We start from the raw sequence: 20,390 nt of genomic DNA on the forward strand, positions 1-20,390 counted from the left end.
GCGCGTTTTAAGATAAGGTAAACAGACGTAACTTCCGCCTATTTAGTGCCAGCGTTAGCTAGCTTTTTCGCATCCACCATATCTAGAGTGATATAAGCCGTTTCATCTAAAAATGCATCTGGCGCAGCAACATCATCTTTAATATCTTCCATCGATTTAACTGGCGCTAAACCATTGGCTACGCGACGCTCATTGGTTCTATCGAGCACTTTCTTCTCATCAGCTTCACGTGATGCAATACGCTCACTTTCCACTAAGGAGACCGTTTTCTCTTTGTGATGCTTTTTAAAGTCAGCAATATCTTGATTGATATAGTTAAACTCAACACTGTTTTGAATACGGGCAAGGTGCTTTTTCTCTAAACTCGCCACCAGTTCAGGGGTGATATCATTTAGCGTACCGTATTGCGCCATCGGGACTTTGTCCCAAGGCAAAGCATTCTTCTCTTCAGCTTCACCATACTCACCAGGCTCTAACGCACTTGGATACGCAATATTCGGCGTCACACCTTTAAGTTGTGTACTACCACCGTTAATGCGATAAAACTTCTGAATGGTATATTGCACATGGCCGATAGGCTTCTCGTACATATCGTAGATCCGACCTAGGCTCTTATGCTGTTGCACTGTGCCTTTACCGAAACTGGACTCACCAACAATCAATGCACGATCATAATCCTGCAATGCTGCTGCAAAAATCTCAGAAGCTGATGCGCTGTAACGGTCAACCATCACGGTCAACGGACCTGCGTAGGTAGTCTTGCCATCGTTATCGCGGTGAGCTGACACACGGCCATCGGCGTCACGGATTTGCACCACAGGGCCCATGTCAATAAAGAGTCCGGTCAGTAACACTGCTTCGGTTAATGCACCGCCGCCATTACCACGTAAATCGATAACGACACCTTCGACTTTTGCTTCGTTGAGTTTAACGAGTTCCTTTTCCACATCCTGGGATAAATTCATATAGAATCCAGGAATTTGGATAACTCCGACTTTACGATTGGCGTATTCACCGTCTTTAGGTTCGATGATTTTAGAAGTCGCGGCACGGTCTTCTAAGCGAATCTTGTCACGTACTAAAGTGACGTTAAACGGCTTAGCATTTGAGCCACCTTTCTTCGGTAAAATCTGCAAAACGACTTTACTGCCCTTAGGTCCTTTGATGAGCTCAACGACATCGTCTAAACGCCAGCCGATAACATCAACGATCTCGCCGCCCTCTTGGCCAACACCGACAATCTTATCTTCTGGTGACAGTTTTTCACTGCCAGCGGCAGGACCACCTGCGATTAAACTCTTAATCACAGTGTAATCATCTTCGAGCTGTAACTGCGCGCCAATACCCTCTAGGCTCAAGTTCATTTCCATTTGGAAACGCTCAGCATTACGGGGGGATAAATAGCTAGTGTGCGGCTCAATGCTGCGAGAAAATGCATTCATCACCGCTTGGAACACATCTTCACTATTGGTCTGAGTCAAACGTTTGATGGCGTTGTTATAACGTTTTTGCAGAATCTCAACAATTTCAGGCCATTTTTTGCCAGTAAGCTTGAGATTCAACGCATCGTATTTCACTCGCTGACGCCAAAGCTCATTGATTTCAGCTTGATCTTTTGGCCAAGCGACATCTTCCCTATCGTACTCGTAGGCATCACCAGGAACGGTAAAATCCATTTCTTTATCGAGCAGAGAAAGCGCGTACACAAAGCCTTCGTAGCGACGTTTTTGAACCAAATCAAACATTTTGTAGGCGGGGTCGAGTTCACCTGAACTCAGCATATCGTCAAACTGATTGATATAAGGCTTAAAACTGTCGACATCGGCTTGGGTCAGCACATTGCGACGGTAATCAAGTTGCTGTAAATAGCGGTCAAAAATCTGCGCAGAAAACGCGTCATCGAGCGCAAATCGATGGTAATGCGAACGAGTGTATAAATCTGTCACTCGTTTACTGGCCACTTTATGCTGCGCTTCCTGCTTGAGAGTGGGTAACTCGCTGATTTGAATCGTAGGAGGCACAGCCCAAGCCGAGAATCCGACAAAAACAGTGGCGATGGATGTAGCCAAAATGAGTTTTCGCATCAACAAGTTACTCCGTTAGATTAAATGATTACAGCAGAATATGTTCTGCTTTCACTTTTATCGTTAAGCCGCTATCAAGCTGAACATGAATGTCTTCTTTGTTAATGTCAGTGATCACGCCGGCTACTGGCGTCATACCTAACTTAACATTGACACGCTGTTTCTTAGCTAAATCGGTCAATTGCGCTTGGACTAAGTTAACAGCAGGTTCAGCCTTAGGAGCCACTTTGGCAGGACGCTCAGTCTTGCGGGCAGGAACAGCTACTTTCTTAGGGGCCTTTTTCGCTGGAGCTTTGCCAGCCGGAGCCACTTTGGTAGCTTGAGCAGCACGCTTAGCCTTGGCTTTTTCTTGGCTTTCTTTCAACATGGCTTGAGCATGATCGATATGTTCTTGCTCTAGCTCGCCACAAGGCTGACCATCAAGATCCACACGCTGGGCACCAGCTTTTACCGATTTGAGGTAACGCCAACTGCTAGTGTAACGTCTTAACGCCACGCGCAGTTGAGTTTTACTGACTTTAGAATCATCAGCCAACCTTTCAGCCAAATCTTGAAACAATCCGATTTTTAATGGCTTAGTTTCACCTTCAGCAATAAAGCACAAAGGAAATGTTTCATACAAATACGCCAAAATTGCGTTGGTGTCGGTCAACTTATCTGTTGATTCCATCATTACTTCCACAGTTAAAAAGGGACATCGAATTCGAGGTGATATAAATCAGCTTCTTACGTGTCGTTTATCTTGGTTAAGCTCACAATTGAGCCAAAGTACAAATTAACATTCTCGCCGAGTTAACTAAAGTTAAAAAATATCAGTTAACCATTTTTTACGGCTAAACCTCTCAGGTTTATTCGGGCCATGCCCAAACAAGCCTTATCAGGGCATGCGCTATTATAAGGCGCACGCCACCGATTGCGACTATGAATTATGCGTTATTGTACGCAAATTAAGCAAATAGGCAGTTTTCGAAGCTTTTTACCAATAATTCCAAGCCCTTTTGGTCTTCTTCGTCAAAGCGGTCAAAAATAGGGCTATCAATATCCAGTACAGCAATCACCTGACCATTAGCGCGAACAGGGATAACAATTTCGGAATTACTGGCCGCATCGCAGGCGATATGTCCATCGAATTGATGCACATCGGCAACCCGTTGAGTTTGATTAGCCAGTGCTGCAGTGCCACACACGCCTTTACCCATCGGAATGCGGGTACAAGCCACTTTACCTTGGAATGGGCCTAATACTAACTGTTCGCCGCGCATAACGTAAAAACCTACCCAGTTTAGTTCGGTTAGGTTGTCATTAAGCAGGGCTGAAAAGTTAGCCATGGCAGCCACTAAATCATCTTCGCCTTCGAGTAACGCTAACGCTTGACGGTTCAGTGATTCATAAAATTGCGGTTTCATATGCTTCCTAAAAATTATTCAGCAGCATCGTCCTTCTTAGACGCTTTTTTGGCTGTGTTTGGTTTTGTTGGCGTACTATTAACTTGAACCACACCTTTAAGCAAGTTTGTTAGCTCATCTTTATTGTTAGCAAAATAGAATGCGAGCTGTTCGGTTAGACTTTCATCAATCCCAAGTTCCGCTTTCTGAATAAATGGAATGAGGTTATCAGCGATGTCGAGCATCTTATCGTAGGCATCAGCCTCCTTTTTCGATGTGAATGTCATCTTTTCTACCCCTTCTCTTACCACGACAAACTGTGTAATAACTGCCATGACCGCCCTCGCACTGTTTTTATATACAGTAACCAGAATGACATAAAGTGAACTAGTGATGCAAGTGTTCTGATTATTCTGATATTATGACTGCGCTTTATGTTGTGGAGATGGGTCAATCAATTTGATATCTCACCTTATAATTTGTTGTTTTCGGATTATTTGCTCAATCTCAGTGGCTTTGGGGCTAATATAATATTTTTATATGCATGACAATACAGCAGAAAACTCTGTAATCCTCTGTCGTTCCTGCGACTTGGCCATTCGGAAACGTGCCCTCCCAACTGGGGTCAGAGCATTGTGTCCGCGTTGCAACACCGCACTTTATGACACTCCATACTGTTCAGTAAATGGCATGTTGGCACTGTGCATTACCGCGTTGGTGTTCTATTTTCCTGCTAACTTTTTTCCTGTGCTAGAAATCCATTTTCTGGGCAGTATTCGCACAACAACGGTATTTCAAGGCGCTTTTGCCGTCTTCGAACAAGGTTATTGGGTGGTGGGATTAGCCGTACTTGCTGCCGCAGTGGTTGGCCCTGGTTTATTGATCCTATCGATTCTTGCGCAAATTTTGATTATAAAATGGGGGCTTGCAAGCCCATTTTGGCGCCATAGTCTCAAACAATTACTCACATTTCAGGGGTTCCTTTCGCAGCTGACAATGCTTGAGATTTATGTGATTAGCTTCCTCGTCTCATCATTTCAATTATCTGATTTTTCGGATATTTATTTTGGAATGGGTACCTTTTGCTTCACCATGCTTTTTTTAGTCACCCTGTTTTTACAGCGTGAATACGATATTGAGCATATGTGGGGTCTTCTTATGCAGGAACATCACTGATATGAAGCAGCAAGGAAAGGATTTAGGCCTGTGTTTGTGCCGCGTTTGTAGGCAACTCAATAGCAGTGAGGATAACCACTGTAGTCGTTGTGAGTCAGAATTACAGGTCCGCGATTACAACAGCTTACAAAAAAGTTGGGCGCTGCTTATTACTGCCGCCATTTTATTGGTTCCAGCCAACCTCTATCCCATTACGGTGCTCACCAATCAGGGAAAGGTACGTCACGATACGATCTTTTCCGGAATTGTTCATTTAGTCCAATCGGATATGTTACCCATCGCCATTATTGTGTTTATTGCCAGTATTTTAGTGCCTTGGGTAAAGATTATCGGCTTAGCCACTTATCTGTGTGCTATCAGTTTCAACCTGCCAATTTCAAAGCAAAAACTTATGGTGGGATTTCATGTTATTGAGTGGATTGGCCGCTGGTCGATGCTCGATTTATTTGTGATCTCGCTGACCGTTGCCCTCGTGAATATGGGGCAATTACTCGATGCAAAGCCTGCACCCGCGGCCACGGCATTTGCATTGGTGATTTTACTGACGCAACTTGCCGCAAAAGTTTTAGACACTCGTTTACTCTGGGATCGACTGGAACCTCAAGATGACACAAATTGAATCGCCAAAAGTTGTGAAGAAAAAGCTCTTTTCGCCGATTTGGCTGCTCCCGATTGTGGCGCTCGCGCTTGGCGCATGGCTGGGTATTAAGAGCATCAAAGAATCGGGTATTGAAATTCAAATCCACTTCCCCAGTGCTACGGGGATCGACGTGGGCAAAACCTTAGTCAAATACCAAGGCTTAACTGTTGGTAAGGTAAAAGATATCGGTATTGATGATGATCTTAAAGGCGTTAACGTGAAGGTGATGATGGACTATCGCGCTAAGCCTTTCTTAAATAAAGAAACCCTCTTCTGGTTAGTTACCCCAAAGGCCAGCATCACAGGCGTTGAAGGTCTGGATGCGCTGTTTTCAGGCAACTATATTGCAATCCAACCAGGCAAAGGCAATGCCGCAACCTTATTTGAGGCAGAACGCCAACCGCCACCAATGCAAATTGGCTCCGAAGGGGTAATGATTGAACTGACGGCCGATAAACTCGGCTCATTAGATGTGGGCTCGCCAGTGTTCTTCCGTCAAATACCTGTGGGCAGCGTGGTCAGCTATCGTTTAGACGGCAACGCTAGAGTGATTATCAGCGCCTTTATCCAAGAGCAATATGCACGTTTAGTGAAGAAAAACTCTCACTTTTGGAATGTGTCAGGCGTTAAAGTCGATGCTAGTTTAGCGGGTATTAAAGTCAACACTGAAAGCCTTGCTTCTATCCTTGCGGGTGGTGTGAGTTTCAGTTCCGATGAAAAAGCGCCTGCCGCACAAAATGGCGACAGTTTTTCCCTCTATGATTCCGAAACCAGCGCCCTTGGCGGGATTGAAGTCAGTCTGACCATGAGTGATGGCAATGCTATTGATAAAGGCACTCGCATTGTATATCGCGGCATCACCATTGGTGCAGTTCAAAGCAAGCAACTCACCGCTGCAGGCGTGACTGCGGTGGCAAAATTTGAGCCTGAATACGCTAACCTATTAACTCGGGACGGCCAGTTTTGGCTTGAAGGCGCCGATATTTCGCTCTCTGGGATCAAAAACCCCGAGCGTTTACTCACAGGAAGCGTGATTAACTTTTTACCCGGCACCTATGCTAATTCGGCACTGCCAAGTAGTTTTGCCTTGCAATCCTCAGCTCCTGATGTGCTACAAGCGAAAAAACTTAAGGCAACAATAACCTCGGCCGAAAACATGGGCTTAACCGCTGGCGCCGAAGTGCGTTACAAGCAATTACCTATCGGTCAGGTGCTCGAGGTGAAATTAACCAAAGATCTGTCGGCCGTTGAATATCTACTCGAGCTGCAACCTGAATTTGCCAGCTTAATCCGCAGTGATAGCTATTTTGTTCCCGAATCAGCGTTGAGCGTCGATGCGTCTCTTGATGGTGTATCGGTCAAAGCACGCGATCTAGCGACATTAACTAAAGGCGCGGTGAGTCTGATCCCTGGTACCAGTAATACCCCGCTGGCGGCAAATGCGCGTTTGCCACTCTTTAGCTCAATGGATGAAGCTAAGCAATTCTTTGTCCGTCAACAGCGTTTATACTTTACTCTCATCAGTGCTGATGGCGCCGATGTTAGTCAAGGATCTCCGATTTACTATAAAAAAATGCAAATTGGTAGCGTGGAGTCGGTCAACTGGCAGGGTAAAACCGAAGACTTTGCGATTAAGATCGCTATTGATAAGCAGTTCCAACCCTTAGTGCAAAAACCTAAAGTCTTTTGGCGTAACAGTGCCGTGGATGTCAGCGCCAGTCTTGCGGGTATTGATGTCGCCGTTGCTCCACTACAAGGCGTGTTAAAGGGCAGCATCAGCTTAGGTTTATTGGACAGTTCAACGACTGAGCCTAATGCGGCACTGAAACTATACGAAAGTAAACAGCTCGCCTTAGCGCAGGCTCAAGCAATCAAACTCACCTTACCCGCCTCGGCAAAATTGGCTGCAAAAGCCGCCATTCGTTACCAAGGTCATCAGGTGGGTGAAGTGACGCAAGTTAAGCTCAATACCAATTTAACCACCCTTACAGCCACCGCCTATCTCTATGGCGACTATGCCGAGCATTTCAGCCGCAGTGATACTGAGTACCATATGGTCGAAGCGCAAATATCTTTAGCAGGCATTAAAGCGCCAGAAACCTTAATCACCGGGCCTTATATTGGCGTGTTACCGGGTAAGAGCACGCAAAAAGCCACCCACTTCCAAGCCAAACTGGTTGAGAGTAGCTATGCTAACGTGGCCGAAGATGCGCTTAAATTTACCTTAGAAGATAGCAACCTTGGCTCGATGAAAGTTGGCACGCCTATTTTCTTCCGTGGCATTAAAATCGGGCAAATCGATGGTTATAGCCTGTCGTCTCAAGGTAACAGTGTACTCATGCAAGCGCACATTGAGCCCCAGTACAGTCACTTAGTGAATCAGAGCAGCCAGTTCTGGGACGCCTCAGGTATCAAGGTCGATGTAGGTATTTTCTCTGGTGCGCAAATTGAAGCCGGTTCGCTCGAAACCCTATTAGCGGGCGGCATTAATGTCGCAACCAAAGAAACAACTCAAGAGAGTAACCGCCTCAGCGAAGGCGCAGTGATTAAACTGCAGCATAAAGCCGAGCGTGAATGGCAAGAATGGGCTCCGGCGCAATAGCTCCCATGCAATAAATAATCGCGCTATTGATTAAGCGCATTTAAACCCGACAGTTAACTCTATTAATACAAGGCGCATTCGGTTTATCCCAATGCGCCTGATTTTTTCATATAACACTGCTTAGCCATAGAACCAATAACAGACAGCAATAGCCGCACTGATCCCTGCAAAATCCGCCGTTAGACCACAGGCGAGCGCATGGCGCCCATGACGAATACCCACTGAACCAAAGTAAACCGCCAGCACATAGAAAGTCGTTTCAGTACTCCCTTGGAAAATCGCCGCCAAGCGACCAGCAAAGGAGTCCACTCCGTGGTGTGCCATGGTTTCGAGCATCATCGCCCGCGCGCCCGAACCACTAAAGGGTTTCATCAACGCCGTAGGCATAGCATCGACAAAGCGGGTATCAAACCCGAAAAGACTCACGCAACTCGCAATCAGTTGCAGCAGGTAATCCAACGCGCCCGATGCCCTAAGTAAACCAATCGCCAGCAGCATGGCTAACAGATACGGGATCAGTTGAATCGATTGGTTAAACCCCGCCTTAGCACCTTCGATAAACTCATCATAAATAGCTACTTTTCGCACGCCCGCCACCAGCACAAAACTGAAGACTAACAGTAGCAATACCCCGTTGCCCAAGGCGGTCGACACTGTGCCAATCGCGTCTGCCGTTAAGGTCATCAAATAAAAACCACTGGCAACTAATGCCGACAGCAGCACTGCGCCATATCCGAGTACCACGGCATTGAGTAGTGAAAGGCGCTGCACAACAGCAACGATCAAAAGCCCCGCTAAGGTTGAGGCAGAGGTTGCGAGGAGTATCGGTAAAAAAATGTCTGCCGGAGCCGCCGCGCCCTGCTGAGCACGGTATAAAAACACCGTGACAGGCACTAGCGTCACCGAGGAGGTATTGAGTACTAAAAATAGAATTTGTGCGTTGGTGGCAATGGTTTTGACCGGATTAAGACTCTGTAAATCCTGCATTGCCTTTAAACCTAATGGAGTAGCGGCATTATCCAATCCAAAAATGTTGGCCGTTAAGTTCATCGTCATACTGCCAAATGCGGGGTGTCCTTTAGGCACTTCGGGCATTAAGCGGCGCAGCAGTGGCTCAAATACAAAGGCAATCGCCCCAACAACACCGGCTTTTTCACCAATTCGCATTAATCCCATCCACAGGGACAAAACACCCACTAAGCCTAAGGCGATTTCAGCGGCGAGTTTAGCGCTGGCAAACAAGGCCTCAACCGCGTTGGCGAGCACCTCGATATGCCCATTAAAAAGCTGTATTGCCATCGCCAACAGCGATGTGAGGAAAAACACTAACCACACCCGATTTAGCACTCTGCCCCTTCCTTATTGTTATTCAAACTGTTTATTCGTGTCGTTTTGTTTATTTAACGCAAATCTGAACCAACGATAGTAGAGGGATAAAATCCCAGCCCCACTAAGGGATTATGATATACTTGCCGCAGTTGATACACAGCCAAATTCCGTTATGGTTCAATTAAATCAAAATTTTATCAGTACAATTGCCCAAGAATTGCCCGCCCATCTGTCAATGGATGACTTTATTGCGGCCTGTTCAAGACCACTTCGTCGCTCAATTCGCGTCAACACCTTAAAGATCAGCAGCGAAGATTTTAAGCGTTTGATGCAGCCGAAAGGTTGGACCTTTGAGCCCATACCCTGGTGTGAGGATGGTTTCTGGATAAGCTATGATGAAGAAGACCAGCTCGGCAATGCCCTAGAGCATATTCAGGGATTGTTCTATATCCAAGAAGCCAGTTCCATGTTGCCCCCTACAGCACTATTTACCCCGAATGCGGATTGGCAATGTGTCTTAGATTTAGCCTCGGCGCCCGGCTCTAAAACCACCCAAATGGCCGCCTTGATGAATAATCAAGGCTTATTGGTGGCAAATGAATATTCTGCTAGCCGCGTCAAAGTACTCCATGCCAATGTGCTGCGCATGGGCGCGAGTCACTGCGCCCTAACCCACTTCGATGGCCGAGTATTTGGTGAGTATCTGTATGAAAGTTTTGATGCGGTATTAATTGATGCGCCTTGTGGCGGTGAAGGCACGGTCCGTAAAGATGCGGACGCGTTAAAATCTTGGTCGCTCGATGAGGTTCTTGCGATTAGCGAAACCCAAAAAGCCTTAATCGAATCAGCATTTTTGGCCTTAAAACCGGGTGGCAGTTTGGTTTATTCAACCTGCACCCTTAATCGGCACGAAAACCAAGGTGTATGTGAATATTTGCAGCAAACCTATGGCAATGCAGTGCAATTTGAGTCCTTAAGCCAATTATTTGATGGTGCCAAAAAAGCCACTACGCCAGAAGGCTTTTTGCACGTTTGGCCACAGATTTACGACAGCGAAGGCTTTTTTGTCGCGAAGTTGACTAAAACCCGTTCGGTACCACGCTTACAGCCTGAGCCGAAATTGCAAAAGAATTTCCCCTTTACGGAGGCGAGTGCCAAACAAGCCAAAGCCATTCAAGCCTATTTTACCTATGATCTGGGTATCGAACTGCCCGATGATCTCATTATGGTGCGCGACGATGAGTTTTGGCTATTTCCCCATGAATTTAAAGACTTTATTGGTAAAATGCGCTTTCAGCGGATTGGGGTTAAGCTTGCCGATCACAGTAAACATGGCTTTAAAGTCCGCCATGAGGCGATTATTGCTCTAGCGGGTAAAGCGCTTAAAGCGGGGGCAAAAAACGGCGCTAAAGTCGTCGAAGTGAGCGATGAGCAGGCAAAAGAGTATTTGATGGGACGAGATATTCCCCTCGATACGGCTGGCAAAGCTCAGGGTGAAGTGATTGTCTGTTATGGCGGCGCGCCTTTAGGCATGGCGAAACACTTAGGCAATAAATTAAAAAACAACCTGCCCAGAGACTTAGTGAAAGATAAAGTGTTATTGCTACCACCGCAGACATAATGGTTATAAATAGATGATTTTTTAGCGAGAAATAACCTAAAAAACGGGGCAGAGAAAGTGTTACTCATACTAAACTCAACTACACTGAGTCTATTGTAAAGTGCTCTGTATGGCACTTTCGTCTGTAGCGCACGGCTCTTCAACGAGCCATTCCCCTAGGCCCAAACAGCTAGAATCGTTTTGGGCCTTTTTTTATGGGCTTGCGTTTTAACGAATATGAGCAAAATTGTGCTCACAAGAGAGGGGCAACCCTAAATCAACGCCCAATCAAGCGCGCCGCATCCTTAAACAAGTTAAAGAAGTTCTCACTGGTATACTCAGCAAGATCTTCGTAACGTTCTCCGCGCAGCTCTGCCACAAACTCGGCCACATCACGCACATAGGCGGGTTGATTTTCCTGTCCACGGTGTGGAATAGGCGCAAGATAAGGCGAATCGGTTTCGACCAATAAACGCTCTTTCGGCACTTTGCGGATCACCGTTCTTAACTCACCGGCATTTTTAAAGGTTACAATGCCTGAAACGGAAATATAAAAACCTAAGTCAATCGCCGCCTTGGCCATTTCCCAGTTTTCGGTAAAGCAATGCAACACGCCACCGACTTTGTCCGCCTGCCCCGCTTTAAGCATGTTGATGGTGTCTTCACGGGCATCACGGGTATGCACAATCAGCGGCTTATCAACTTCAACCGCCAAGGCAATTTGTTGCTCAAAACATTGCTGTTGCAGGGCTTTAGTTTCATCGGCATAAAAATAATCTAACCCAGTTTCACCAATGGCCACCACTTTGGGGTCCATTGCAAAACGGCGAATTTGCTCCACATCGAGGCCGTCTTTTACATCCAGCGGATGCACGCCCGAAGATAAAAACACCTGCTCGAAACCCGCAACCTTGTCGCGCATCGACTCAAATTCCTGCTGGCGCACATTGACACAGAGCATATAGTCGACACCGCGCGCCTTAGCGTTGGCGAGGATGAGTTCTAAGGTGGGTTGATCGGGAGCCGCTTTCAGGCGATCGAGATGGCAATGTGAATCAATAAGCACAACAATGTCCAAGCAGATAAACAAAAAGGAGCACAAGGATACTCAGCGATGGGATCGAGGTCAAATTTCGCTAAGGCTTCACTCAGCACTTAATACTCAGTGTCGACCCTAGCTGACCACTCTATGCATTACATCGTGCAGGTTAAGTCACCAGAGGCGAGCTCACGGGATAACAATTTTTCAATATGGTGTTTATGGCTGTCGGGCTCTGAGACTATCTTGATACCAATCCCTGCAGGACGTCCACCTGATGCTCCCAAAGGATTGATCCACACAACGACGCCACGAAATTCGTTTGAGGTGGTCGCGCCGGGTAAACGATAGGCGATGGTTAAGGTCTCACCGAGGTAATGGGTTTCCCCGGTGGCGACAAACAGCCCTGCCGGTTTGATAAACGGCATATAGGCGCGGTAAAGCTGATGTAAGGTATCAAAATTGACGACAAGATCGACCATGGTATGTTACTTATTTGTTATTTCTTTATATTCTAAGACATAACTTTGACACAAGCCTAAATAATTGACACTCGGCATTGCACTTAAGCTATGACACATTCCCATGATTTTCGCCGCCAAGTTCCCTATTTGCGCTTGCACAAACGCATCTTGGTCGCCGTACTTCAATAAAACTTGTCTCAGGAGTAAGTATAAAACCTTAAGAGCATCAATGATTTGTTGTTCACTTATCGTTAACAAACTAGCACACAGATGGCCCGACGACAAACTTTGCGCCCAATCTTTGCGAAACCCTAACAAGGTTTGATAACGACTGGGTTGCGTACCGTCGGATAGCAAACTTTCGGCCAACTTTAATGGACCGCCGACCACACTCAAGCACCAAGTCACATCTTCTTGGATCTGACATTGCTGAATTAACCAGTTTTTGATCAACATTTTAGACGGCGTCACAAAGGGAAGCCGCTGACAACGACTACTGATCGTAGCCATTAAACGTGCGGGCGTATCGGAATGTAATAGTAGTAAGGTGTCTTTACCCGGCTCTTCGAGCGTCTTGAGTAGCGCATTGGCAGAGGCTGAGTTTAAACGCTCGCTATGGTGGATAATGGCTACACGGCGGCCACTTTGCTGGGCAGTCGCACTTAAGCGGCTACAAAGCTCACGAATTTGATCGACTTTGATTTGATGGCCATCGGCCTCGATTTGATAAAAATCAGGATGATTACCCGCATCAAATAACTGGCAGGACTTACAAAAACCGCACCCGCCCGCGGGAGTGGGTTGTGAACACATGGCGGCACGCGCCATAAATACACTCAAAAGTTCACCGCCATAGGCAGAATCGATACCCACTAGCTGCGCGTGAGGGACTTTTTGAGTTTGCAACTGGGTTAAAAACGCCTGTCTTGGCGCATCGAGCCAAGGCAGGGTTAATACATCAAAACCGCTTTGCACTACCATGCCATCGCCTGTAACACGGCCAGAATATCTTTATGGACTTCGGCCATGGTTTGGCTGGCGTCGATCACGACAATTTGCTCATCTTCGCTGGCAAGCTTGAGGTAAGTTGCGCGCGCCCGTTCAAAAAAGTCGATGGCTTGCTGCTCAATTCTATCAAGTTCGCCCCGCTTTGCTGCACGTTGCAGTCCAAGCTTAGGGTCAAGGTCAAGATAGAGGGTTAAATCGGGTTTAAACCCTTTGAGCGTTGCGTTACTTACGGCTTCGACTAAAGGCATTAAGCCACGTCCGCCGCCTTGGTACGCTAAAGATGACAGATTGTGTCTATCCCCCAACACCCACTTGCCTTGTGCCAATGCAGGTTTGATGACATTGGCGACGAGCTGGGCTCTGGCGGCATAGATCAATAAACATTCAGACTCATCACATAAAGGATCGTTTGGGTCGGCAATTTTCACTAAATCACGAATGCGCTCGGCCAGCGGCGTGCCGCCTGGCTCGCGGGTGCAAACAGGCGCGAGCCCGGTGTGCTTTTCAATAAAATCGCGAATAAGGGCAATCGCACTCGATTTACCGGCGCCTTCCAGTCCTTCAACAACGATGAATTTGGCGGATGCTTGGGTCATTTTTTCTTTCTCTGATAAATATCGACGGCGCGGTTATGTTCTTCCAAAGTGGTCGAAAATACATGGGTACCATCGTTACGCGACACAAAATACAAATAACTGACTTTGGCGGGTTTCGACACGGCCTGTAATGAGGCCTTGCTCGGTGCCGCAATCGGTGTTGGCGGTAAGCCGAAAATCCGATAGGTATTAAACGGTGTCTCTTCGATTAGATCTTTACGGGTGATATTGCCTTTAAATCTGTCTCCCATGCCATAAATCACCGTGGGGTCGGTTTGCAGCTTCATGCCTAGATTCAGTCGATTAATAAAGACGCCGGCGATTTGATCACGCTCAAAGGCTTGACCAGTTTCTTTTTCGACAATCGATGCCAAGATCAGCATTTGGTAAGGTGATTTAAGCGGTAAATCGGGCACACGCTCTGCCCACGCTTTGGCGAGTTCTTGCTCCATCATTTTATAACTTTGGGTCAGCAGTACCTTGGCATCACTGTCAGCGGTGTAATGGTAAGTATCGGGGAAGAATTTACCTTCGGGCAACGCCGAATCGTCCCCCTGCTCCATTAATACGGCACTAAAAACCTCTGGGGTCAGTTGTAAATGGGGCGCACTTGCCAGTTGTTGTTCCCACTCGGCAATGGTTTTGCCTTCGACTAAGGTCAGGCTAAAGGTTTTCACCTTGCCATTGACTAAGTCGTTAAGTAAGTCGGCAAGCGTCTGCGAGGGTGACATCTCGTACAGACCAGTGCGGATCTTGCCCAGCTCTGGACGCAATCTAAGTAACCATTTGAGTTTCCATTTGTCTTGGATAACGCCATCGGTTTCTAACTGCTGCGCCAACTGGTGCACACTCGTACCACGAGCAATGGTTAATTCTTTGGCTTCGGTTAACGCTAATGGCGTTTGACTGTAATCAATAATCGTACGGTAACCCCAATAACCCGCCAAGCAAGCTAAGGTCAGCAAGGCCAATAAGGTAGAGCTTGCGATCAGAATGAGTTTTTTCATAGTGAGAGTGAAAGTGTGTGTCTAAGATCGGCAGTCAAAGGAGAAGGCTTGAAACTGTGCGAATCGATCGCCAGTACATCCACCACGCCTAAGATGCTGTTAGTGATAAATGCCGAGTCAAACTCCACTAAACGCTCGGCGCCAAAGGGCAAACAATCAATATTCATCTGCTGTGCAAGTAAGGCTAACATCACTTGCTCGCGCATGACACCCGCAACGCCGCAGCGCGCCAAAGATGGAGTAATCACTCGATGGCCTTTAACAAAAAAGATATTCGCCATCGAAGATTCTATCACCTGCCCATTACAATCCAGCACTAACCAATCATCAAAACCCTGTGGTAAGGGCTGGGATTTGATTAACACTTGCTCGAGGCGATTAAGGTGTTTTATCCCCGCCAATAAGGGTTGATGACCTAATTGGACTGCGGAGGTTTTAAGACGAATACCCTGTTGTTGCCACGCAGCATAATGGGCAGGAATGGGATGAACAGAAACGATCTCCGTAACGTTTACCTGCTCAGGCGGGGCATAGCCTCTGCCTCCAACACCGCGTGTGATCATCAATTTAATACAGTGATGCGGGTACTGTGCAGCAAGTGTATTGAGCTGCTCGGCAAGGGCTGAACTCATTTGCCAGTCAAACCCAAGTCTTGCAGCGCCAGCCGTAAGACGGGCTTGATGCTGCTCAAAAAACAAAATACCACACTCGCTACTTCGCATCGTAGCAAAGAGGCCATCACCATAGGCAAGTCCCCTGTCCATAGGAGCAATACTTGCCTGTGAAACCCCATTAACCCAAATCAAGGGTATTAGTCCTGACTGATACGGCTAGCAACCGCATCCTGTTGATCTTTATACTTGGCATTTTTGCGCTTGTTATACGGACGCGCCACTGGGCCACTTAAACGTTCAAAGTTTAACGCACCAATGGTCATCCGTGGGCGCAGCGCTAAAGGCAACTTACCGCTGTTGTAAAACTCGAGCACGATTTTACCCTGCCAACCCGGATCAATCCGGTGCGCAGTGACGTGCACCATCAAGCCTAAACGCGCCAGAGAGGAGCGGCCATCGAGCCAACCGACGATATCGGCAGGCAGTGTCACGCTTTCATAGGTCACGGCGAGCGCCAATTCACCGGGGTGTAGGAAGAAGGCTTCGCCATCGGGGATTTCGATGATTTCACTCATCACCCGATCGAGCGCCGCCTGCACTTCAATACTCGGACCACTGAGGTCGATAAAAGGCGCAGTATGATCCTTAAAGACGCGAAATTGCCCACCTAAGCGCACATCCACACTGACGCCAGAAATCGCATCTATGCTTGGGCGAGGTTCTATAACGATAGTGCCGTTATCAAGGGCCTGTTCAATTTCGATATCGGTTAAGCGCATCTTGCCTTTTACTCCCTGAGTTTTAGTCGTTATTTTGCCAGTAAATGTTGAATACGAGTCTTCAAAATATCGGTCGCGATACGGTTTTTACCGCCGCGAGGCACGATAATATCAGCGTATTGTTTAGAAGGTTCAATAAATTGCAGGAACATAGGACGCACTGTCTTCTTGTACTGTGAAATCACTGACTCCATCGTACGGCCACGCTCGGCCACATCGCGGGTTAAACGGCGCAGGAAGCAAATGTCCAGCGGCGTATCCATAAACACGCTCGCATCCATCAATTCACGTAATTTAGGGTCTGTTAACAGCAGGATGCCTTCTAAAATGATCACTTTTTTAGGTGTCATTTTTACAGTTTCGGCCATACGCGTATGTTCGGTATAGCTATAGCAAGGGATATCAACAGCTTCGCCAGACTTTAGCAACTGCAAGTGCGTGCATAGCAGCTGATGGTCTAACGCCTTGGGATGGTCGTAGTTAGTTAACACACGCTCATCCATGGATAAATGACTCTGATCGCGGTAGTACGCGTCTTCGTTAATTACCCCAATCTGATCTGTGCCTAAATCGCGGCGAAGTTCGTCAAAAATCGTCTTGGCAATTAAACTCTTGCCCGATGCTGACGCGCCAGCAATTGCAATAATGACACACTGCTGAGAATTCATACCCTTAAACCTTACTCGTCATCTGATACGCTAATAGAAACTGTTTTCTGGCTCTGTTTAAGTGCCAATTCGGCGCCCACTTTACGGGCAATTTCCCGATAAAGTGCCGCCACTTCACTGTCAGGCTCGGCCACAACCGTCGGCGCACCCACATCCATGGCTTCACGGATATTGATGTGCAGCGGTAAGGCGCCTAACAGTGGAACTTGATAACGCTCAGCCATTTTACTGCCACCGTGCGTACCAAAGGGGTGTTCTTTATGGCCACACTCTGGACATAAATGAAAACTCATATTCTCAACAATGCCGAGGACGGGAATATTCACTTTCTGGAACATGGTGATGCCTTTCTTGGCATCGGCGAGAGCGATGTCCTGCGGTGTAGTCACAATCACCGCGCCACTTACTGGCACTTTTTGCGATAGGGTTAATTGAATATCACCCGTGCCCGGTGGCATATCGACGACTAAATAGTCTAGCTCTGGCCACTGGGTTTCATTGAGCAGCTGCGCAAGCGCGCCCGCCGCCATGGGACCACGCCATACTGCGGCTTCATCACCACTTAACATAAACCCAATCGATTGGGCGGCAATGCCATGGGCACTGGCGGCGCTCATGTGTTTACCATCGAGGGAAACGGGCCTGAAGTTGGGGATCCCAAGCATTAATGGGACGGAAGGACCATAAATATCGGCATCTAAAATACCGACCTGTGCGCCCTCAGCGGCCAGTGCTAAAGCAAGATTGACCGCCGTGGTTGATTTACCTACACCGCCTTTGCCGGACGCGACAGCAATCACTTGCTTCACATTGGCAATCGGTGCGATAGAAGCAATCGCCGAATACACCTTAGGTTGAAAATCGATTTCACACTCAACCTCATCGATGGCATCCAGCACAGCGAGTTTGTTGGTCAGCGCCATCACGGTATCGCGGTATTGAGTCATACAAGGGTATGGATAGACTAAGCCAAGCTGCAAACGCTTACCTTCAATCGCCAATTTATTCACGCATCCTGCGCTCACTAAACCCTTCGCTAAATACGGGTCGATATATGCATCGAGAATGGCCAGAACTGGCCCGAGAAGATCGTCACTTAAACGATAATCAGTTTGAGTTGAAGACAAAAGAATTACCCCCACCAATAAATTTGCCCAAGTGTACCAGATAATGACAAAAACATTAGCGCAGATTTAACCCAATCGACTCAGGTTTTGATGAAAATCATCCTGTAATCGGTTAGTATCTCTACCATTATTTTTGGCCCACCACGATATTTGAGACAAGATGGCAACTTCACAACGTAAAATTCTCGTGACCAGCGCACTTCCCTACGCGAACGGACCGATTCATTTAGGTCACATGCTGGAATACATCCAGACGGATATCTGGTCGCGTTATCAAAAGCTTCGTGGACATGAGTGCCACTATATTTGTGCCGATGACGCCCACGGCACACCGATTATGCTCAAGGCGCAGCAATTAGGCATGGCGCCAGAAGAAATGATCGCGCAAGTCAATAAAGAGCATCAGCAGGATTTCGCCGATTTTAATATCGCCTTCGATAATTATCACAGCACCCACAGTGACGAAAACCGCGTGCTGGCGAGCGATATTTACTTAAAACTGCGCGCTAATGGCTATATCAAAAGCAAGAGCATTTCTCAGCTATTTGACCCTGAGAAGTCGATGTTCCTGCCCGATCGCTTCGTAAAAGGCACCTGCCCTAAGTGTAAATCGCCCGATCAATATGGCGACAACTGTGATGCCTGCGGCGCAACTTACAGCCCGACTGAGCTTATCAATCCAAAATCAGCGGTATCGGGTGCCACGCCAGTGATGAAGGACACTGAGCACTTCTTCTTCGACTTACCCGCCTTCGAAGACATGCTCAAAGAGTGGACTCGCTCCGGCGCACTACAAACCGAAATGGCCAACAAACTTGACGAATGGTTCGAACAAGGCCTGCAACAGTGGGATATCACCCGTGATGCACCTTACTTTGGTTTTGAGATCCCTGATGCACCGGGCAAATACTTCTACGTATGGTTAGATGCACCTATCGGCTATATGGGCTCATTCAAAAACCTGTGTGACAAACGCCCAGAGCTAAGCTTTGACGAATTTTGGGCGAAGGATTCTAAAGCCGAGGTTTACCATTTTATCGGTAAAGATATCGTTTATTTCCACAGTCTGTTCTGGCCTGCGATGCTCCATGGATCGGGCTACCGTCAACCTAACAGCGTCTATGCCCACGGTTATGTAACGGTGAACGGCGCTAAGATGTCTAAATCTAAGGGCACCTTTATTAAGGCTCGCACTTACTTAGATCACTTAGATCCTGAATATTTACGCTACTACTACGCGGCTAAACTCAGTAGCCGTATCGACGATTTAGATTTAAATCTGGAAGATTTCGCCCAGCGCGTGAATTCAGATCTAGTCGGTAAGCTAGTGAACTTAGCCTCGCGCACCGCAGGTTTTATCACTAAGCGCTTCGATGGCAAGCTCGCGAAAATTGCGGATACCACGCTAACTGAGGCGTTTTTAGCCAAACAAGAACAAATCGCTGAGTTTTATGAGACCCGTGAATACGGTAAAGCGATGCGTGAAATCATGGCACTCGCGGACATCGCCAACGGTTTTGTCGCCGATGCAGCGCCTTGGCAGCTAGTGAAGCAAGATGATCAACAGGAAGCCGCGCACCAAGTGTGTTCAAACGCGCTGAACCTGTTCCGCATTTTGGTGACGTACTTAAAACCTGTGTTACCACGCTTAGCGCAAGACGTTGAAGCCTTCTTCCAACAAACCTTAACGTGGGATGGCTTAGGCCAAGATATGGCGGGCCACGAAATTGCGCCATTCAAAGCCATGATGCAGCGTGTTGAGTTAGACAAAGTTGAAGCTATGGTGGCCGACTCTAAAGAAAACTTGCAAGCCACGAGCGAGCCAGAAGCACCTAAAGGGCCATTGGCGACCGATCCCATTAGCGACACTATCAACTATGACGATTTCGCTAAAATCGATCTGCGTATTGCGCGTATCGTTAAAGCCGAGCATGTAGCCGAAGCCGACAAACTGTTAAAACTGCAACTTGATATCGGCGGCGAAACCCGTCAGGTATTTGCAGGCATTAAATCAGCCTATTCGCCTGAGGATCTCGAAGGTAAGCTGACTGTGATGGTCGCCAACCTTGCACCACGTAAGATGCGTTTTGGCATGTCAGAAGGCATGGTACTAGCAGCCGGCCCTGGTGGCAGTGATTTGTGGATTTTAGAACCCCACGAAGGCGCACAACCTGGTATGCGGGTTAAGTAAGCTAGGCTAAACACGAGTCAAGCTACTGCTAAATCGATATAAGGCCGCATTTAATGCGGCCTTATTTATTAAACACACATT

The 20,390-nt window shown here is 47.3% G+C and carries 19 protein-coding genes; 5 read left to right on the forward strand and 14 right to left on the reverse strand.

Annotation, left to right across the window (positions count from 1 at the left end):
* Positions 1 to 38: 38 nt before the first annotated feature.
* The 4 genes from prc to KXJ80_RS14565 form a co-directional block, all read right to left on the reverse strand.
* A complete protein-coding gene (gene prc, locus KXJ80_RS14550) occupies positions 39 to 2,084 on the reverse strand; it encodes a carboxy terminal-processing peptidase (protein ID WP_037426471.1) in 2,046 nt (681 codons plus the stop codon).
* A gap of 28 nt (positions 2,085 to 2,112) precedes the next feature.
* Complete coding sequence (gene proQ / locus KXJ80_RS14555; protein WP_139122669.1) at positions 2,113 to 2,754, reverse strand: RNA chaperone ProQ; 642 nt, start codon at positions 2,752 to 2,754, stop codon at positions 2,113 to 2,115.
* A 277-nt stretch (positions 2,755 to 3,031) separates the two neighbouring features.
* Complete coding sequence (msrC, locus tag KXJ80_RS14560) at positions 3,032 to 3,490, reverse strand: free L-methionine (R)-S-oxide reductase MsrC (protein WP_037419288.1); 459 nt, start codon at positions 3,488 to 3,490, stop codon at positions 3,032 to 3,034.
* Between the two features lie 14 nt (positions 3,491 to 3,504).
* Positions 3,505 to 3,804, reverse strand: coding sequence for a YebG family protein (locus KXJ80_RS14565; RefSeq protein WP_037419285.1), 300 nt, complete (start codon positions 3,802 to 3,804; stop codon positions 3,505 to 3,507).
* Between the two features lie 205 nt (positions 3,805 to 4,009).
* Here KXJ80_RS14565 and KXJ80_RS14570 point away from each other — a divergent pair, with 205 nt between their 5' ends.
* From KXJ80_RS14570 to KXJ80_RS14580, 3 genes are read left to right on the forward strand one after another with little or no spacing between them, the layout of a single operon-like run.
* Positions 4,010 to 4,645, forward strand: coding sequence for a paraquat-inducible protein A (locus KXJ80_RS14570; protein ID WP_037419282.1), 636 nt, complete (start codon positions 4,010 to 4,012; stop codon positions 4,643 to 4,645).
* Between the two features lies 1 nt (position 4,646).
* Positions 4,647 to 5,264 carry a paraquat-inducible protein A gene (locus tag KXJ80_RS14575; RefSeq protein WP_172590268.1) on the forward strand — a complete coding sequence of 206 codons (618 nt, stop codon included), beginning with the start codon at positions 4,647 to 4,649 and terminating at the stop codon, positions 5,262 to 5,264.
* Positions 5,251 to 7,887 (forward strand): PqiB family protein, encoded by a 2,637-nt coding sequence (locus KXJ80_RS14580; RefSeq protein ID WP_218738723.1) that lies wholly within the window; start codon positions 5,251 to 5,253, stop codon positions 7,885 to 7,887. The genes KXJ80_RS14575 and KXJ80_RS14580 overlap by 14 nt, the downstream gene beginning before the upstream one ends.
* A gap of 120 nt (positions 7,888 to 8,007) precedes the next feature.
* On the opposite strand, the gene KXJ80_RS14585 is transcribed toward KXJ80_RS14580, so the two are convergent.
* The gene (locus tag KXJ80_RS14585) at positions 8,008 to 9,234 is read right to left on the reverse strand and encodes a spore maturation protein (protein ID WP_099458237.1); all 1,227 of its coding nucleotides are present in this window, start codon (positions 9,232 to 9,234) and stop codon (positions 8,008 to 8,010) included.
* Between the two features lie 154 nt (positions 9,235 to 9,388).
* On the opposite strand from KXJ80_RS14585, the gene rsmF reads away from it, so the two are divergent.
* The gene (gene rsmF, locus KXJ80_RS14590; RefSeq protein WP_218738724.1) at positions 9,389 to 10,837 is read left to right on the forward strand and encodes a 16S rRNA (cytosine(1407)-C(5))-methyltransferase RsmF; all 1,449 of its coding nucleotides are present in this window, start codon (positions 9,389 to 9,391) and stop codon (positions 10,835 to 10,837) included.
* Between the two features lie 256 nt (positions 10,838 to 11,093).
* Here the strand turns inward: rsmF and KXJ80_RS14595 are convergent, their stop codons facing one another.
* From KXJ80_RS14595 to apbC, 9 genes are all read right to left on the reverse strand, one after another.
* Positions 11,094 to 11,882, reverse strand: a complete 789-nt coding sequence (locus KXJ80_RS14595; RefSeq protein WP_218738725.1) for a TatD family hydrolase — start codon at positions 11,880 to 11,882, stop codon at positions 11,094 to 11,096.
* Positions 11,883 to 12,010: 128 nt separating this feature from the next.
* Positions 12,011 to 12,337 carry a PilZ domain-containing protein gene (locus KXJ80_RS14600; protein ID WP_037419265.1) on the reverse strand — a complete coding sequence of 109 codons (327 nt, stop codon included), beginning with the start codon at positions 12,335 to 12,337 and terminating at the stop codon, positions 12,011 to 12,013.
* A 6-nt stretch (positions 12,338 to 12,343) separates the two neighbouring features.
* Positions 12,344 to 13,300, reverse strand: coding sequence for a DNA polymerase III subunit delta' (holB, locus tag KXJ80_RS14605; protein WP_144346512.1), 957 nt, complete (start codon positions 13,298 to 13,300; stop codon positions 12,344 to 12,346).
* Complete coding sequence (tmk, locus tag KXJ80_RS14610; RefSeq protein WP_218738726.1) at positions 13,294 to 13,923, reverse strand: dTMP kinase; 630 nt, start codon at positions 13,921 to 13,923, stop codon at positions 13,294 to 13,296. The genes holB and tmk overlap by 7 nt, the downstream gene beginning before the upstream one ends.
* Positions 13,920 to 14,930, reverse strand: a complete 1,011-nt coding sequence (mltG, locus tag KXJ80_RS14615; RefSeq protein ID WP_218738727.1) for an endolytic transglycosylase MltG — start codon at positions 14,928 to 14,930, stop codon at positions 13,920 to 13,922. Before mltG ends, tmk begins: the two co-directional genes overlap by 4 nt.
* The gene (pabC, locus tag KXJ80_RS14620; protein WP_069455120.1) at positions 14,927 to 15,736 is read right to left on the reverse strand and encodes an aminodeoxychorismate lyase; all 810 of its coding nucleotides are present in this window, start codon (positions 15,734 to 15,736) and stop codon (positions 14,927 to 14,929) included. Before pabC ends, mltG begins: the two co-directional genes overlap by 4 nt.
* Before the next feature lie 5 nt (positions 15,737 to 15,741).
* Positions 15,742 to 16,323, reverse strand: a complete 582-nt coding sequence (dcd, locus tag KXJ80_RS14625; protein ID WP_037419254.1) for a dCTP deaminase — start codon at positions 16,321 to 16,323, stop codon at positions 15,742 to 15,744.
* A gap of 29 nt (positions 16,324 to 16,352) precedes the next feature.
* Positions 16,353 to 16,991 (reverse strand): uridine kinase, encoded by a 639-nt coding sequence (udk, locus tag KXJ80_RS14630; RefSeq protein ID WP_011072566.1) that lies wholly within the window; start codon positions 16,989 to 16,991, stop codon positions 16,353 to 16,355.
* An 11-nt stretch (positions 16,992 to 17,002) separates the two neighbouring features.
* Positions 17,003 to 18,118, reverse strand: a complete 1,116-nt coding sequence (apbC, locus tag KXJ80_RS14635) for an iron-sulfur cluster carrier protein ApbC (protein WP_037419322.1) — start codon at positions 18,116 to 18,118, stop codon at positions 17,003 to 17,005.
* 160 nt (positions 18,119 to 18,278) lie between these two features.
* On the opposite strand from apbC, the gene metG reads away from it, so the two are divergent.
* Entirely contained in the window at positions 18,279 to 20,309 is a 2,031-nt protein-coding gene (gene metG / locus KXJ80_RS14640) for a methionine--tRNA ligase (protein ID WP_037426495.1), read from the forward strand.
* The last annotated feature ends 81 nt before the right edge of the window (positions 20,310 to 20,390 follow it).

The sequence above is a fragment of the Shewanella xiamenensis genome (assembly GCF_024971755.1).
Lineage (GTDB): Bacteria > Pseudomonadota > Gammaproteobacteria > Enterobacterales > Shewanellaceae > Shewanella > Shewanella xiamenensis.

Excerpts from the sequence above, each read along its gene's own strand:
- prc (WP_037426471.1), bottom strand. The coding sequence starts at position 2,084 with ATGCGAAAACTCATTTTGGCTACATCCATCGCCACTGTTTTTGTCGGA.
- proQ (WP_139122669.1), bottom strand. The coding sequence starts at position 2,754 with ATGGAATCAACAGATAAGTTGACCGACACCAACGCAATTTTGGCGTAT.
- msrC (WP_037419288.1), bottom strand. The coding sequence starts at position 3,490 with ATGAAACCGCAATTTTATGAATCACTGAACCGTCAAGCGTTAGCGTTA.
- KXJ80_RS14565 (WP_037419285.1), bottom strand. The coding sequence starts at position 3,804 with ATGGCAGTTATTACACAGTTTGTCGTGGTAAGAGAAGGGGTAGAAAAG.
- KXJ80_RS14570 (WP_037419282.1), top strand. The coding sequence starts at position 4,010 with ATGCATGACAATACAGCAGAAAACTCTGTAATCCTCTGTCGTTCCTGC.
- KXJ80_RS14575 (WP_172590268.1), top strand. The coding sequence starts at position 4,647 with ATGAAGCAGCAAGGAAAGGATTTAGGCCTGTGTTTGTGCCGCGTTTGT.
- KXJ80_RS14580 (WP_218738723.1), top strand. The coding sequence starts at position 5,251 with ATGACACAAATTGAATCGCCAAAAGTTGTGAAGAAAAAGCTCTTTTCG.
- rsmF (WP_218738724.1), top strand. The coding sequence starts at position 9,389 with ATGGTTCAATTAAATCAAAATTTTATCAGTACAATTGCCCAAGAATTG.
- KXJ80_RS14600 (WP_037419265.1), bottom strand. The coding sequence starts at position 12,337 with ATGGTCGATCTTGTCGTCAATTTTGATACCTTACATCAGCTTTACCGC.
- holB (WP_144346512.1), bottom strand. The coding sequence starts at position 13,300 with ATGGTAGTGCAAAGCGGTTTTGATGTATTAACCCTGCCTTGGCTCGAT.
- tmk (WP_218738726.1), bottom strand. The coding sequence starts at position 13,923 with ATGACCCAAGCATCCGCCAAATTCATCGTTGTTGAAGGACTGGAAGGC.
- mltG (WP_218738727.1), bottom strand. The coding sequence starts at position 14,930 with ATGAAAAAACTCATTCTGATCGCAAGCTCTACCTTATTGGCCTTGCTG.
- dcd (WP_037419254.1), bottom strand. The coding sequence starts at position 16,323 with ATGCGCTTAACCGATATCGAAATTGAACAGGCCCTTGATAACGGCACT.
- udk (WP_011072566.1), bottom strand. The coding sequence starts at position 16,991 with ATGAATTCTCAGCAGTGTGTCATTATTGCAATTGCTGGCGCGTCAGCA.
- metG (WP_037426495.1), top strand. The coding sequence starts at position 18,279 with ATGGCAACTTCACAACGTAAAATTCTCGTGACCAGCGCACTTCCCTAC.